The sequence below is a fragment of the Pseudomonas sp. 43(2021) genome, assembly GCF_017490805.1.
Classification (GTDB): Bacteria; Pseudomonadota; Gammaproteobacteria; order Pseudomonadales; family Pseudomonadaceae; genus Aquipseudomonas.
In genome coordinates this window covers 63675-78307 of the sequence record NZ_JAFGYJ010000015.1, presented here as the reverse complement: position 1 = coordinate 78307, position 14633 = coordinate 63675, and the positions used below count along the sequence as shown (strand labels likewise).

Annotated in this window: 13 protein-coding genes; 11 read left to right on the top strand and 2 right to left on the bottom strand. The window is 64.5% G+C overall.

All coding sequences use genetic code 11. From position 1 onward, the window contains the following. Positions 1–93 precede the first annotated feature (93 nt). From tauA to tauD, 4 genes are read left to right on the top strand one after another with little or no spacing between them, the layout of a single operon-like run. Positions 94–1065 carry a taurine ABC transporter substrate-binding protein gene (gene tauA / locus J5M71_RS14790; protein ID WP_063914450.1) on the top strand — a complete coding sequence of 324 codons (972 nt, stop codon included), beginning with the start codon at positions 94–96 and terminating at the stop codon, positions 1063–1065. Positions 1066–1092: 27 nt separating this feature from the next. Further along, positions 1093–1881, top strand: a complete 789-nt coding sequence (gene tauB, locus J5M71_RS14785) for a taurine ABC transporter ATP-binding subunit (protein ID WP_207833116.1) — start codon at positions 1093–1095, stop codon at positions 1879–1881. Beyond that, entirely contained in the window at positions 1878–2717 is an 840-nt protein-coding gene (tauC, locus tag J5M71_RS14780; RefSeq protein ID WP_207833114.1) for a taurine ABC transporter permease TauC, read from the top strand. Before tauB ends, tauC begins: the two co-directional genes overlap by 4 nt. A gap of 48 nt (positions 2718–2765) precedes the next feature. Next, entirely contained in the window at positions 2766–3599 is an 834-nt protein-coding gene (gene tauD, locus J5M71_RS14775; protein ID WP_207833112.1) for a taurine dioxygenase, read from the top strand. 126 nt (positions 3600–3725) lie between these two features. Here tauD and betT read toward each other — a convergent pair whose 3' ends face one another. Together betT and epsC are read right to left on the bottom strand one after the other, a co-directional pair. Further along, positions 3726–5687 carry a choline transporter BetT gene (gene betT / locus J5M71_RS14770; protein WP_207833172.1) on the bottom strand — a complete coding sequence of 654 codons (1962 nt, stop codon included), beginning with the start codon at positions 5685–5687 and terminating at the stop codon, positions 3726–3728. Positions 5688–6019: 332 nt separating this feature from the next. Then, positions 6020–6952 carry a serine O-acetyltransferase EpsC gene (epsC, locus tag J5M71_RS14765; RefSeq protein ID WP_207833108.1) on the bottom strand — a complete coding sequence of 311 codons (933 nt, stop codon included), beginning with the start codon at positions 6950–6952 and terminating at the stop codon, positions 6020–6022. A 391-nt stretch (positions 6953–7343) separates the two neighbouring features. On the opposite strand from epsC, the gene tcyJ reads away from it, so the two are divergent. From tcyJ to J5M71_RS14730, 7 genes are all read left to right on the top strand, one after another. Further along, on the top strand, positions 7344–8138 hold the full coding sequence (gene tcyJ, locus J5M71_RS14760; RefSeq protein WP_063914446.1) for a cystine ABC transporter substrate-binding protein: 795 nt from the start codon (positions 7344–7346) through the stop codon (positions 8136–8138). After that, a complete protein-coding gene (gene tcyL / locus J5M71_RS14755) occupies positions 8135–8803 on the top strand; it encodes a cystine ABC transporter permease (RefSeq protein WP_063914445.1) in 669 nt (222 codons plus the stop codon). The genes tcyJ and tcyL overlap by 4 nt, the downstream gene beginning before the upstream one ends. Positions 8804–8805: 2 nt before the next feature. Further along, entirely contained in the window at positions 8806–9564 is a 759-nt protein-coding gene (tcyN, locus tag J5M71_RS14750; protein WP_063914444.1) for an L-cystine ABC transporter ATP-binding protein TcyN, read from the top strand. A 326-nt stretch (positions 9565–9890) separates the two neighbouring features. Next, the gene (locus J5M71_RS14745) at positions 9891–11132 is read left to right on the top strand and encodes an SfnB family sulfur acquisition oxidoreductase (protein WP_207833106.1); all 1242 of its coding nucleotides are present in this window, start codon (positions 9891–9893) and stop codon (positions 11130–11132) included. A gap of 141 nt (positions 11133–11273) precedes the next feature. Next, positions 11274–12455: an SfnB family sulfur acquisition oxidoreductase gene (locus J5M71_RS14740; protein ID WP_207833104.1), complete on the top strand. Its 1182-nt coding sequence runs from the start codon at positions 11274–11276 to the stop codon at positions 12453–12455. Beyond that, a complete protein-coding gene (locus J5M71_RS14735; RefSeq protein ID WP_207833102.1) occupies positions 12455–13840 on the top strand; it encodes an LLM class flavin-dependent oxidoreductase in 1386 nt (461 codons plus the stop codon). Before J5M71_RS14740 ends, J5M71_RS14735 begins: the two co-directional genes overlap by 1 nt. After that, complete coding sequence (locus tag J5M71_RS14730; RefSeq protein ID WP_063914440.1) at positions 13833–14633, top strand: MetQ/NlpA family ABC transporter substrate-binding protein; 801 nt, start codon at positions 13833–13835, stop codon at positions 14631–14633. Before J5M71_RS14735 ends, J5M71_RS14730 begins: the two co-directional genes overlap by 8 nt.

The window sequence follows — 14633 nt, the reverse complement described above, 5'->3', positions numbered from 1 at the left end:
AAGCTAATGCAAAAAAGTTATTTATTTTACTTTTCTTAGATCATTTAGCCTTCTCGCCATCCATCACATCGATTGCCTGACGAGAGGTTCACCATGATCCCGCACGCTCCGCTGCGCCTGTTCGCCGCCCTGACCCTCGCCAGCGCCAGCTGGTTGGCCCAGGCTGCCGACCTGACCGTGGCTTACCAGACCACTGTCGACCCGGCCAAGGTGGCGCAGGTCGATGGCGACTACGAAAAAGCCAGCAAGGCCAGCATCGACTGGCGCAAATTCGACAACGGCGCCGACGTGATCACTGCCGTAGCCAGCGGCGATGTGCAGATCGGCTACCTGGGCTCCAGCCCGCTGGCCGCCGCCGCCACCCGCAAGCTGCCAGTCGAGACCTTCCTGATCGCCACGCAGATTGGCGCCGGTGAAGCCCTGGTTGCCCGCGACAGCATCAAGACGCCGCAAGACCTGGTTGGCAAGAAAGTCGCCGTGCCGTTCGTCTCCACCGGCCACTACAGCCTGCTGGCCGCGCTGAAAAGCTGGAACATCGACCCGGCCAAGGTGCAGATCCTCAACCTGGCGCCGCCGGCGATCATTGCCGCCTGGAAGCGCGGCGACATCGACGCCACCTATGTCTGGGACCCGGCCCTGGGCGTGGCCAAGGAAAACGGCAAGGTGCTGATCACCTCCGGCGAGCTGGCCAAGAAAGGCGCACCGACCTTCGACGCCTGGATCGTGCGCAAGGACTTCGCCGCCAAGCACCCCGACGTGGTCAAGGCCTTTGCCAAGGTCACCCTCGATGCCTACGCCGACTACCGCAAGAACCCGCAAGCCTGGCTGGCCAACCCCGACAACGTGAGCAAGCTGGCCAAACTGTCGGGCGCCAAGCCTGCCGACATCCCGGTGCTGCTGCAGGGCAACGTCTACCCGCTGGCCGCCGACCAGGCCAACGCACTGGGCGCACCGACCACCCAGGCGCTGACCGACACGGCCACCTTCCTCAAGCAGCAAGGCAAGGTCGACGCGGTGCTGCCGGACTACTCGCCGTACGTCAGCGCCCAGTACCTCCCCAACTAAGCCTGTAGAAACCGACCGGAGCCTGCCATGGCCTTGCTCGAACTGGAGCGCATCAGCGCACAGTACCCCGGTGCCGAAACCCCGGTACTGGCCGATATCAACCTGAGCCTGGGGCCGCGCCAACTGCTGGTGGCCCTGGGGCCTTCCGGCAGCGGCAAGACCTCGCTGCTCAACCTGATCGCTGGCTTCGTCGCCCCCAGCGGCGGGCGCATCACTTTGGACGGCGTACCCGTGCAGGGCCCCGGCGCCGAGCGCGGCGTGGTGTTTCAGGACGATGCGCTGCTGCCTTGGCAGAACGTGCTGGGCAACGTCGCCTTTGGCCTGGAACTGGCCGGTGTGCCACGCGCCGAGCGTGAAACCAAGGCCCGCGAAATGCTGGCCCTGGTCGACCTCGACGGGTTTGGCGAGCGGCGTATATGGCAATTGTCCGGTGGCCAGAAACAGCGTGTGGGCCTGGCCCGGGCGCTGGCAGCCGACCCACGGGTGCTGCTGATGGACGAGCCGTTTGGCGCACTCGATGCCTTCACCCGCGAGCAGATGCAGGAGTTGTTGCTGCAGGTGTGGCAGCGCACCGCCAAGCCGGTGTTCCTGATTACCCACGACATCGAAGAAGCCGTGTTCCTCGCCAGCGAGCTGGTGCTGCTGGCGCCCAACCCGGGGCGCGTGGTGGAGCGCCTGCAACTGGACTTCGGCCAACGCTATGCAGCCGGTGAATCGGCGCGGGCGATCAAATCCGACCCCGCCTTCATCGAAACCCGCGAGCATGTACTGGCGCGGGTGTTCTCTCAACGTCAAAGCCTGCAGGAGCGCGCATGAGCAGCCTGGACCTGCCGGTCACCGGCAAACGCAACACCCAACACCGGCCAGCCGCCAAGCTGCGCCGCCCCCTGCCCACTCGCTGGATCAGCACCCTGACCCTGGCCAGCCTGCTGTTGGCCTGGTGGCTGGTGACCGCGGCCGGCTGGATCGAGCCACTGTTCCTGCCCTCGCCCGCCGATATCCTGAGCAAGGCCGGGACCCTGCTGACCCAGGGCTACATGGATGCCAGCCTGTGGCAGCACCTGGGTGCCAGCCTGGGACGCATCGGCGTGGCCCTGCTGGCCGCCACCCTCACCGCCATCCCGGTGGGCATCGCCATCGGCTACAACCGCGTGGCCCGCGGCATTCTCGACCCGCTGATCGAGTTTTACCGGCCGATCCCACCGCTGGCCTACTTGCCGCTGATCGTCATCTGGTGCGGCATCGGCGAGCTGTCGAAGGTGCTGCTGATCTACCTGGCGATCTTCGCCCCCATCGCCATTGCCACTGCCACCGGCGTGCGCACGGTCGACCCGACCAAGCTGCGTGCCGCGCAGTCGCTGGGCGCGACCAAGGCCCAGCTGATCCGCCACGTGATCCTGCCCAACGCCCTGCCCGACATCCTCACCGGCATCCGCATTGGCCTGGGGGTCGGCTGGTCGACCCTGGTGGCCGCCGAGCTGATCGCCGCCACCAGCGGCCTGGGCTTCATGGTGCAGTCGGCGGCGCAGTTCCTGGTTACCGATGTGGTGGTGCTGGGCATTCTGCTGATCGCCCTGATCGCCTTCGCCCTGGAAATGAGCCTGCGTGCCCTGCAACGCAAACTGGTGCCTTGGCACGGGCAGAGCCACTGAATCCTGTTGACCTCGCCAGCAGCCTGGCGCCTGATTGAAGAGACCGACATGAGCCTGACCATCACCCCCCTCAGCCCGGCGCTCGGCGCCCAGATCAGCGGCGTGGACATCAGCCGCGATATCACCGCCGAAGAACGTGACGCCATCGAGCAGGCGCTGCTGCAGCACCAGGTGCTGTTCTTCCGCGACCAGCCGATCAACCCGCAGCAGCAGGCGCGTTTTGCCGCCCGCTTCGGCGACCTGCACATCCACCCGATCTACCCCAACGTGCCGGAAACCCCGCAGGTGCTGATCCTCGACACAGCGGTTACCGACGTGCGCGACAACGCCGTATGGCACACCGACGTGACCTTCCTGCCGACCCCGGCCCTGGGCGCGGTGCTCAGCGCCAAGCAGTTGCCGGCCTATGGTGGCGACACCCTGTGGGCCAGCGGCATCGCTGCCTTCGAAGCCTTGTCGGCGCCGCTGCGCGAGATGCTCGACGGGCTGACCGCCACCCATGACTTCACCAAGTCGTTCCCGCTGGAGCGCTTTGGCACCACGCCGGAAGACCTGGCGCGCTGGGAAGCCACCCGGCGCAACAACCCGCCACTGTCGCACCCGGTGGTGCGTACGCATCCGGTGAGCGGGCGCAAGGCGTTGTTCGTCAATGAGGGGTTTACCACGCGCATCAATGAGCTGAGCGAGCTGGAAAGCGAGGCGCTGCTGAAACTGCTGTTCGCCCATGCGACGCGGCCGGAATTCAGTATTCGCTGGCGGTGGCAGGAGAATGACGTGGCCTTCTGGGACAACCGCGTGACCCAGCATTTTGCCGTGGATGACTACCGGCCGAACCGGCGGGTGATGCATCGGGCGACCATCCTCGGGGATGCGCCCTTCTGATAGAGATGCATCAGCAGTGCCGGCCTCTTCGCGGGTAAACCCGCTCCCACAGGTACCGCACCGGTATTGAAGCCAGTGTTATACCTGTGGGAGCGGGTTTACCCGCGAAGAGGCCGGTACAGGTTACTATCTGACCAGATGCAGGAACTGCATGTGCCTTTCGTACTGGTCGAGGATGTCGTTGATGATCTGCTCCTTGCTGTAGCCCACCAGGTCATAGTTCTGGCTGCCTTCGCTCAGGTGCACCTCCGCCCGGTAGTAACGGCGGTTCTTCAACTCCTGCGTACCCAGCCCACCCAGGGCGAACGATGGTGTGAAGTAACCACGCATCTGTACCTGGTAAATGAACGGCTGTTCCTCGCCATGGCCAATCTTCAGGCTGACGTTGTCGTGGCTCGGGTCGTCCTGGGTAATCAGCACCAACCCCTTCTGCTCGAACACCTCACGCACATCGGCAATCGCCGGGCGTACCACGTCGTCCATGAAGCGGTACACCTCATCACGCGACGGGAAGTGCACCGCCTGGCTCAGGCGCTGGCGCCAGCCACCACGGCCGCGGCGTGACTGGGCGAACGGGGCCAGCGAATGCATCTGCGCGATCTGCCGTTGCGACTCCAGGTAGAACGCCTTGTGCAGCCCCCACATCATGCACAGCAAGATCAGCGAGAATGGCAACGAGGTCAGCACCACCGCCGACTTCAGCGAATCGATGCTGCCGGCGAACAACAACGCACTGGTGATCAGCGCCGTCATCGCGCCCCAGAAGATGCGCAGCCAGTTCGGCCCGTCCTCGTCGGTGTCACCACCCTTGGCCGACAAGGTCGACAGCACCACGGTGCCCGAGTCGGCCGAGGTGACGAAGAACACGAAACTGATGAACACCGTCACGGCGATCACCGTCTTGCTCCAGGGGTAGGTCTCCAGCAGCAGGTACAGGCTCATCGACGGGTTATCCAGCGCCGACTGGCCCAGCGCGGTCATGCCGTGGTTGATGACCTGGTCCAGGGCGCTGTTGCCGAAGATCGACATCCACGCCAAGGTGAAGCCCAGCGGAATCAACAGCACGCCAAAGACGAACTCGCGGATGGTGCGGCCACGGGAAATGCGGGCGATGAACAGGCCCACGAACGGCGCCCAGGCAATCCACCAGGCCCAGTAGAACACCGTCCAGCCGCCCAGCCAGTCGCGGTTCTCGCCGTAGGCATAGACGTCGAAGCTCTTGCGCGGCAAGGCCCCCAGGTAGTCGCCGAGGTTCTGGATCAGCGTGTTGAACAGGTGCTGGGTAGGCCCGGCGAACAACACGAACAGCAACAGCGCGCAGGCCAGGAACAGGTTGATGTCGCTCATCACCCGCACGCCCTTCTCCACCCCGGCGACGGCCACGGCCACCGCCGCGCCCATCATCAGGGTGATGAGCAGTACCTGCACCCACTGGCTGTGGTCGATGCCGAACAGGTAGTCGAGGCCGGCGTTCAGGTGCAGCACGCCAAAGCCCATGTCGGCACCCAGGCCGAACACCGTGGCGATGATGCCGAAACCGTCCACCGCATAACCGATCGGCCCGTTGATGCGCTTGCCGATCAGCGGGTACAACGCTGAACGCAAGGCCAGCGGCAGGTTGTGCCGGTAGGCGAAGTAGGCCAGTGCCATGCCGACGAAGGCGAACACGCCCCAGCCATGCAGGCCCCAGTGCAGGAACAGGATCTGCATCGCCTGGCGCCCGGCCTCGGCCGTGCCCGCTTCGCCCTGGGGCGGCTGCAGCATGTGGGTCAAGGGTTCGGAAACGCAGAAGAAGAACAAGGTGATGCTGATGCCGGCGGCGAACAGCATGCCGGCCCACGACAGGTAGCTGAACTCGGGCTCGTCGTGGTCGGCACCGAGCTTGATCTTGCCGTAGCCGGACAAGGCGGTGACCACCACGAAGACCAGGTACAGCGTCATCGCCAGCATGTAGTACCAGCCGACCGTGTTGGCCGCCCAGTTCTGCGCCGCCAGCAACCAGTCGCCTGCTGCTTGCGGATAGGAAATGACCACCAGGCCGAAGATGAGGATGAAACTTGCCGCGAAATAGAACACCGGGGGGTTCATGCGGATCTTGCCGTTGGCAAGTGAAGAGGTCGATGCACTCATTGGGGGTGCACCTCGTCGAATGACGTAAGGTTCGGAATGAACGGGTTCAGCAAAGGAATCCTCCTGTTGAACACCGGCAGCGGACCAGCGTTTTTCATTGAACAAGCGTTCAAGTTAAACATGGATCGGATTTCAATGCGAATTGGGGCGCTGATTGGTGCCCTCCTGTTCTGGCCCTTTCGCGGGTAAACCCGCTCCCACAGATACTGCACAAGATTCAAAATCTGTGGGGTTCCTGTGGGAGCGGGCAAGCCCGCGAAGAGGCCAGTACAGGCTAAAGAGATGCTAGATCAGTTCTTGTCCTGGCAATCCAGCTGCAGGTTGGCCTGGGTAATGTTGCTCTCGGCCGGCACACTGCGGGTCAGCCACACATTGCCGCCAATGGTCGAGCCTTTGCCGATGGTAATCCGCCCCAGCACCGTGGCCCCGGCATAGATCACCACATCGTCCTCGACGATCGGGTGGCGTGGCAGGCCCTTGTGCAGCGTGCCCGACTCATCGCTGGGGAAGCGCTTGGCGCCCAGGGTCACCGCCTGGTAGATGCGCACACGTTCGCCGATGATCGCGGTTTCGCCGATCACCACGCCGGTGCCGTGGTCGATGAAGAAGCTCGGGCCGATCTGCGCTCCGGGGTGAATGTCGATCCCCGTGGCCGAATGCGCCAGCTCCGAGCTGATCCGCGCCAGCAACGGCAGGCCGGCCTGGTACAGGTGGTGCGCCAGGCGGTGGTGGATGATCGCCAGGATGCCCGGGTAGCACAGCAGCACTTCATCGACGCTGCGCGCCGCCGGGTCGCCGTGGTAGGCGGCCAGCACGTCGGTGTCGAGCAGCACGCGCAGGCCCGGCAGGGCGGCGGCGAAGCCCTGCACCAGGCTCAGCGCATGGGCATCGACGCCGGCCAGGTCGCCCTTGCTTTGCCGCGCGGCGTAGCGCAGCTCCAGGCGGGCCTGGGCCAGCAAGGCAGTCAGCGCGGCATCCAAGGTATGGCCAACGTAGAAGTCTTCGCTTTCTTCGCGCAGGTCGACCGGGCCAAGGCGCATGGGAAACAGCGCGCCGCACAGTTGTTCCAGAATCTGCCGCATCGCCTCGCGCGAAGGCAGCTCACGCCCGCCCTGCTCGCCAATGCTGCGGCCATTGCGGGTACGCCATTGTTCACGGGCACCGCGCAGGCCGGTGACGATGCTCTGCAACTGCCAGTGCCCGGATGAAGGTTGTTCGCTCACGGTTTTCTCCTGCCTGAAGAGGCCAACTGTTTTTATCGGCAGGTCAGGCCTCTTCGCGGGTAAACCCGCTCCCACAGGTACACCACAAGGCTCAAGATCTGTGTAGTCCCTGTGGGGGCGGGTTCACCCGCGTAAGGGCCGGACCTGCTTACATGTAATCCACTCTACGGCAAATCCGTCTCTTGGAAAAAACAACGCTTTATTCCATCCTGCGCTAAGTCAGGCATAAGCCGCGATGACGGAGCAGGCAACCTCGCCTACCCTCAAAGCAGCCAGCAACTGGCAAAAACAAAAAAGGAAATAACAAAATAATTTTTTAGTATTTCCTGGCCTAAGCAGCCAACTCTATATTCGCCACCCACTACTTCCACAACAAGCGCGGGGCTCTGTCATGTCGAAATTCGCCAAACCGCTACTCAACGCCAGCCTGGCACTCCTGCTGGGTGCCGGCCTGCTCAGCCAGGCCTTCGCCGGCGAGCAATTGAAGACCATCCAGGAAAAAGGCGTGATCAACGTCGGCCTCGAAGGCACCTACCCACCGTTCAGCTTCCAGGACGAAAACGGCAAGCTGACCGGCTTCGAAGTGGAGCTTTCCGAACTGCTGGCCAAAGAGCTGGGGGTAAAGGCCAAGGTACAGCCGACCAAGTGGGACGGCATCCTCGCCGCACTGGAATCCAAGCGCCTGGACGTGGTGATCAACCAGGTGACCATTTCCGAAGAGCGCAAGAAGAAGTACGACTTCTCCGAGCCTTACACCATCTCCGGCATCCAGGCGCTGATCCTGAAGAAGAAGGCCGAGCAGCTGAACATCCACAAGGCCGCCGACCTGGCCGGCAAAAAGGTCGGCGTAGGCCTGGGCACCAACTACGAGCAATGGGTCAAGCAGGACGTGCCGCAAGCCGATGTGCGCACCTATGAAGACGACCCGAGCAAGTTCGCCGACCTGCGCAACGGCCGCATCGACGCCATCCTGATCGACCGCCTTGCTGCGCTGGAATACGCACAGAAAGCCAAGGACACCGAACTGGCCGGCGATGCCTTCTCGCGCCTGGAAAGCGGCGTAGCCCTGCGCAAGGGCGAGCCGGAACTGCTGGCAGCGATCAACAAGGCGCTGGACAAGCTCAAGGCTGACGGCACGCTGGCCAAGCTGTCCGAGAAATACTTCGGTGCCGATGTCACCAAATGATCGCTGAAAGCCTGCAACTCGTTGTCGACTCCACGCCCTTCCTGCTGAAGGGCGCGGGTTATACAGTGCTGCTCAGTGTTGGCGGCATGTTCTTCGGCCTGCTGCTGGGCTTTGCCCTGGCGCTGATGCGTTTGTCGAAGATTCTGCCGCTGAACTGGCTGGCGCGGGTCTACGTGTCGTTCTTCCGCGGCACGCCGCTGCTGGTGCAGCTGTTCGTCATCTACTTCGGCATGCCGCAGATCGGTATCGAGCTCGACCCGATCCCGGCCTCGCTGATCGGCCTGTCGCTGAACATGGCCGCCTATATCTGCGAGATCCTGCGCGCGGCGATTTCCTCGATCGACCGTGGCCAGTGGGAAGCCGCCGCCAGTATCGGCATGACCCGCGTCCAGGCCATGCGCCGGGCGATCCTGCCCCAGGCCTTGCGCACCGCCCTGCCGCCGTTGGGCAACAGCTTCATCTCGCTGGTCAAGGACACCGCCCTGGCGGCGACCATCCAGGTGCCCGAGCTGTTCCGCCAGGCCCAGCTGATTACCGCGCGCACCTTCGAAGTGTTCACCATGTACGTGGCGGTGGCGGTCATCTACTGGGTGCTGTGCAGCATCCTCGCGCACTTCCAGAACCGCATGGAAGCGCGCGTCAACCAGCATGACCAGGAGCATTGAGCATGATTGAAGTCAAAGGCCTGACCAAGCGGTTCAAGGGCCAGACCGTGCTCGACGGTATCGACCTGACCGTGCAGCCCGGCGAAGTGGTGGCCATTATCGGCCCCAGTGGCTCGGGCAAGACTACCTTCCTGCGTTGCCTCAACCTGCTGGAAACACCCGATGCCGGGCAGATCCAGATTGGCGACATCAGCATCGACGCCAACCGCCCGCTGGGTGGCCAGCAAAGTGCGATCCGCCGTTTGCGCCAACAGGCCGGGTTCGTGTTTCAGAACTTCAACCTGTTCCCTCACCGCACCGCTCTGGAAAACGTGATCGAGGGGCCAGTGATCGTCAAGAAGACGCCCCGCGAGCAGGCCATCGAACTGGGCCGGCGCCTGCTGGCCAAGGTCGGCCTGGCAGGCAAGGAAGACGCCTACCCGCGGCGCCTGTCCGGTGGCCAGCAGCAACGGGTGGCTATCGCCCGCGCCCTGGCCATGGAGCCGGAGGTGATCCTGTTCGACGAGCCGACCTCGGCGCTGGACCCCGAACTGGTGGGTGAAGTGCTGGCGACCATCCGCGGCCTGGCCGAGGAGAAGCGCACCATGATCATCGTCACCCACGAGATGAGCTTTGCCCGGGATGTGGCGAACCGGGTGATCTTCTTCGACAAGGGCGTGATCGTGGAACAGGGCGAGGCCAAGGCGCTGTTTGCAGCGCCAAAGGAAGAGCGTACCCGGCAGTTCCTGCGCAAGTTCCTGGGGACTGCTGCCTCCGAGTAAACCTGTTGCGGCCTCCTCACGGGCACGCCCGCTCCCACAGGTGGGGCACCGATTTCAAGATCTGTGCTGTACCTGTGGGAGCGGGCGTGCCCGCGAAGAGGCCGGCACATCCAGAGCAAATACCTCCTTCTATACATATTCCAAAGAGTTAGTTCATAAACTTTTTATAAAGCATTAGGGTATATATACCGGACCACCGGACCAGCACACATCTGCCGCGATCAGCTGTAGCGGCATTACTTTTTTGTGAGGTCAGGAATGGTCAGGATCACAATCACCCCAGTGCGTAACGCCAGGGCATTGAGTGCAGCCAAGGAGCGGTACTGATGTCCAGCCAAGCCAATACCCAGTTCCACAGCGATCTCGACAGCTCGCCCCTGCTGCTGCCGGCCAAGGTACTGCGCAACGACGCCGAAGCCCTGCAAGCGGCCCGCGAACTGGCTGAGGTCGCCCGCGAGCAGGCAGCCCGCCGCGACCAGCAACGCAAGCTGCCATGGGCCGAAATCGAACTGTTCACCCGCAGCGGCCTGGGCAGCATCAGCGTACCGAAGGCCCACGGTGGCCCCGATGTGTCGTTCGAGACCGTGGCCGAAGTGTTCCGCCTGATCAGCGCCGCCGACCCGGCCCTGGGGCAAATCCCGCAGAACCAGTTCGGCATGCTGCAACTGCTGCGCCTGACCGCCACCGAGGCACAGCAGGCGGTAATCTTCCGCAGCGTGCTCGACGGCTGGCGCATCGGCAATGCCGGCCCCGAGCGCGGCACCAAGGACACCCTGACTCTCAAGGCCAGGATCACCCGCGTCGGTGACAGCTATCGCATCAGCGGTGAGAAGTTCTATTCCACCGGTGCCCTGTTCGCCCACTGGGTGGCGGTCAAGGCACTGGACGACGAAGGCCGCCAGCGCCTGGCGTTCGTACGCCGGGGCAGCCCGGGGCTGCGCATCGTCGATGACTGGTCGGGGTTCGGCCAGCGCACCACTGCCAGCGGCACCGTACTGCTCGACCAGGTACCGGTGGATGCCGACCTGGTGATCGACAACTGGCGCCAGCGCGACACTCCCAACATCCAGGGCGCGGCCTCGCAGCTGATCCAGGCGGCGATCGATGCCGGCATTGCCGAAGCGGCGATCGAAGATGCCATCAGTTTCGTGCGCGAAAAGGCCCGGCCATGGATCGAGGCCAAGGTCGACCGCGCCAGCGACGACCCCTATGTAATCGCCGACATTGGCCGCCTGAAGCTCGAGCTGCACGCCGCCGAAGCGCTGCTGCGCAAGGCCGCGCGGGTCCTCGACGAGGTCAATGCCGCGCCGATCGATGCAGCAAGCGCTGCGCGAGCCTCGATCGCGGTGGCCGAGGCCAAGGTGCTGACTACCGAGATTGCCCTGCAGGCCAGCGAGAAGTTGTTCGAGCTGGCCGGCAGCCGCGCCACCCTCGCCGAGTTCAACCTCGACCGCCACTGGCGCAATGCCCGGGTGCACACCCTGCATGACCCGGTGCGCTGGAAGTACCACGCGGTCGGCGCTTACCACCTTAACGGCACCTTGCCAGCGCGGCATTCCTGGATCTGACTTGCTGCCTTTGGGGCTGCTGCGCAGCCCTTCGCGGGCTCGCCCGCTCCCACAGGATAACCACCGCCTGAACAGGCATCACTTTACCTGTGGGAGTGGGCGAGCCCGCGAAGGGCTGCGCAGCGGCCCCCGGAGAACACCATGACTACAAGCATCATTACCGACGACACCCAAGCCCTGAACGTTGCCGAAGAAGTCGCCCAACAACTGCGCCGCGACAGCGCCCTGCGCGACCGCGAACGCCGCCTGCCACACACCGAGCTCGAGCTGTTCACCCGCTCCGGCCTGTGGGCCATCAGCGTGCCCAAGGCCTTCGGTGGCGCCGGCGTGTCCAACGTCACCCTGGCCAAGGTCATCGCCCGCATCGCCCAGGCCGACGGCTCCCTCGGGCAGATCCCGCAAAACCATTTCTACGCCCTGGAAGTACTCCGGGTAAACGGCACGCCCGAACAGCAACAGCGCCTGTACGCCGAAGTACTGGCGGGCAAGCGCTTCGGCAACGCCCTGGCCGAACTGGGCACCAAGACCGCCAACGAGCGCACCACCCGCCTGACCCGCGACGGCGATGGCTTTCGCATCAATGGCCGCAAGTTCTACGCCACCGGCGCCATCTACGCCCAGCGCATTCCCACATCGGTGGTCGATGAGCATGGCGTACAGCACCTGGCCTTCGTCCCGGCCGACAGCAAGGGCCTGCAGGTGATCGACGACTGGAGCGGCTTCGGCCAGCGCACCACCGGCAGCGGCTCGGTGGTGTTCGACAACGTATACGTCAGCGCCGCCGACGTGGTGCCCTTCCAGAGCGCCTTCGAACGCCCCACCCCGGTCGGCCCGCTGGCGCAGATCCTTCATGCTGCCATCGACACCGGCATCGCCCGCGCCGCCTTTGATGATGCCCTGCACTTCGTGCGCACCCGCAGCCGCCCCTGGGTCGACTCCGGCCTGGACAAAGCCAGCGATGACCCGCTGACGTTGAAGAGTTTCGGCCACCTGGCGATCCGCCTGCATGCCGCCGAAGCCTTGCTGGAGCGTGCCGGTGAATACCTGGACCGTGCCCGCGACGACAGCACTGCCGACAACGTGGCAGCCGCATCCATCGCGGTGGCCGAGGCCCGCGCCATCAGCACCGAAATTTCCCTCGCAGCCGGCACCACCCTGTTCGAACTGGGCGGTAGCCAGGCCACCCTGGCCGAACACAACCTCGACCGCCACTGGCGCAACGCCCGCGTGCACACCCTGCACGACCCGGTGCGCTGGAAGTACCACGCCATCGGCAACTACTACCTCAACGATGCCAACCCACCACGCCGGGGGACTATCTGATGGCCAGGCAGATCCTGCTCAATGCCTTCAACATGAACTGCGTCGGGCACATCAACCACGGCCTGTGGACCCACCCACGGGACACCTCGACCCAGTACAAGACCCTGGACTACTGGACCAGCCTGGCGCGCCTGCTGGAGCGCGGCCTGTTCGACGGGCTGTTCATCGCCGACATCGTCGGCACCTACGACATCTACGGCCAGTCGCTGGACGTCACCCTCAAGGAGTCGATCCAGCTGCCGGTCAACGACCCGCTGCTGCTGGTCTCGGCCATGGCCGCCGTCACCCGCCACCTGGGTTTCGGTCTCACCGCCAACCTCACCTACGAGGCGCCGTACCTGTTCGCCCGGCGCCTTTCCACCCTGGACCACCTGAGCAATGGCCGGGTGGGCTGGAACATCGTCACCGGCTACCTCGACAGCGCCGCCCGGGCCATGGGCCTGGCGCAGCAACCGGAGCATGACCGCCGCTACGACCAGGCCGACGAGTACCTGCAGGTGCTGTACAAGCTGCTGGAAGGCAGCTGGGCCGACGATGCCGTGGTCGCCGACCGACAGCAGCGCGTCTATGCCAGGCCCGACAAGGTGCGCAAGATCCACCATCAGGGCGAGTTCTACAAGGTCGACGGCTACCACCTGTGCGAACCCTCGCCGCAGCGTACCCCGGTACTGTTCCAGGCCGGCAGCTCGCAGCGTGGTCTGGCCTTCGCCGGCAACCATGCCGAATGCGTGTTCATCAGTGGCCAGGACAAGGCCGCCACCCGTGCCCAGGTCGACAAGGTGCGCGCCGCCGCCCAGGCCGCTGGCCGTGACCCGCAGGCGGTCAAGGTGTTCATGGGCATCACGGTGATCGTCGCCGCCACCGAGCAGCAGGCCCAGGCCAGGCACGCCGAGTACCTGCGCCACGCCAGCGCCGAGGCCGGGGTCGCGCACTTCGCCGCGTCCACCGGCATCGACTTCGCCGCCTACGCGCTGGACGAGCCGATTGCCTTCAGCCAGGGCAACGCCATCCAGTCCGCCACGCGCCAGTTGCAGGACAACGCCTGGACCCGCCGGCGCCTGCTGCAGCAGCACGCCCTGGGTGGCCGCTACGTGACCCTGGTCGGCGCGCCCGAACAGGTGGCCGAGCAGCTGATCGCCTGGATCGATGAAACCGGTCTGGACGGTTTCAACCTGACCCGCACCGTGACCCCGGAAAGCTTCGAGGACTTCATCGACCTGGTCATCCCGCAGTTGCAACAGCGTGGCCGCTACAAGACCGCCTACGCCGAAGGCACCCTGCGCGAAAAACTGTTCCAGGCCGACCACCCGCACCTGCCTGCCGACCACCCTGGCTCGGCTTACCGCTATACCTCTACCCCGACTGGAGCCCTGCACCATGCTTGATAAACTGTTCCGGCCCGTCGCGGCCATTGCCCTCACCCTCGGCCTGTCCGCCAGCGCCCTGGCTGCCGAACCGCTGAAGATCGGCACCACCGCCGCATTTGCCATCCCGCTGGAAGCCGCAGTGGAAGAAGCGCACAAGCAAGGCCTGGAAGTGAAGCTGGTCGAGTTCAGCGACTGGATCGCGCCCAATGTCAGCCTCAACAGCGGCGACATCGACGTGAACTACTTCCAGCACATCCCGTTCCTGGAAAACGCCAAGGCGGCGGCGGGCTTCAACCTGGTGCCCTACGCCCCGGGCATCATCAACAACGTCGGCCTGTACTCGAAAAAGTACAAAAGCTTCGCCGACCTGCCCGAAGGCGCCAGCGTGGCCATCGCCAACGACCCGATCAACAGCGGCCGTGGCCTGCAGTTGCTGGCCAAGGCCGGGCTGATCACCCTCAAGCCGGGGGTCGGCTACAAGGCCACCGAGGACGACATCGTCGCCAACCCGAAAAAGCTGAAAATTCTTCAGGTGGAGGCCGTGCAGCTGGTACGTGCCTATGACGACGCCGACCTGGTGCAGGGCTACCCGGCCTACATCCGCCTGGCCAACAGCTTCGACGCAGGCTCGGCCCTGCTGTTCGACGGCCTGGAGAACAAGGAGTACGTGATCCAGTTCGTCATTCGCCCGCAAAGCAAGGACGATCCGCGCCTGGCCAGGTTCGTCGACATCTACCAGCACTCGCCAGCGGTGCGCGCAGCCCTGGACAAAGCCCACGGCAAGCTTTACCAGGCCGGTTGGGAGGGCTGA

What these genes read in the sequence shown, in the direction of transcription:
- tauC (WP_207833114.1), top strand. Translation starts at nt 1,878, where the DNA reads ATGAGCAGCCTGGACCTGCCGGTCACCGGCAAACGCAACACCCAACAC.
- tauA (WP_063914450.1), top strand. Translation starts at nt 94, where the DNA reads ATGATCCCGCACGCTCCGCTGCGCCTGTTCGCCGCCCTGACCCTCGCC.
- betT (WP_207833172.1), bottom strand. Translation starts at nt 5,687, where the DNA reads ATGAACCCCCCGGTGTTCTATTTCGCGGCAAGTTTCATCCTCATCTTC.
- tcyN (WP_063914444.1), top strand. Translation starts at nt 8,806, where the DNA reads ATGATTGAAGTCAAAGGCCTGACCAAGCGGTTCAAGGGCCAGACCGTG.
- tauB (WP_207833116.1), top strand. Translation starts at nt 1,093, where the DNA reads ATGGCCTTGCTCGAACTGGAGCGCATCAGCGCACAGTACCCCGGTGCC.
- tauD (WP_207833112.1), top strand. Translation starts at nt 2,766, where the DNA reads ATGAGCCTGACCATCACCCCCCTCAGCCCGGCGCTCGGCGCCCAGATC.
- tcyJ (WP_063914446.1), top strand. Translation starts at nt 7,344, where the DNA reads ATGTCGAAATTCGCCAAACCGCTACTCAACGCCAGCCTGGCACTCCTG.
- J5M71_RS14745 (WP_207833106.1), top strand. Translation starts at nt 9,891, where the DNA reads ATGTCCAGCCAAGCCAATACCCAGTTCCACAGCGATCTCGACAGCTCG.
- J5M71_RS14740 (WP_207833104.1), top strand. Translation starts at nt 11,274, where the DNA reads ATGACTACAAGCATCATTACCGACGACACCCAAGCCCTGAACGTTGCC.
- tcyL (WP_063914445.1), top strand. Translation starts at nt 8,135, where the DNA reads ATGATCGCTGAAAGCCTGCAACTCGTTGTCGACTCCACGCCCTTCCTG.
- J5M71_RS14735 (WP_207833102.1), top strand. Translation starts at nt 12,455, where the DNA reads ATGGCCAGGCAGATCCTGCTCAATGCCTTCAACATGAACTGCGTCGGG.
- J5M71_RS14730 (WP_063914440.1), top strand. Translation starts at nt 13,833, where the DNA reads ATGCTTGATAAACTGTTCCGGCCCGTCGCGGCCATTGCCCTCACCCTC.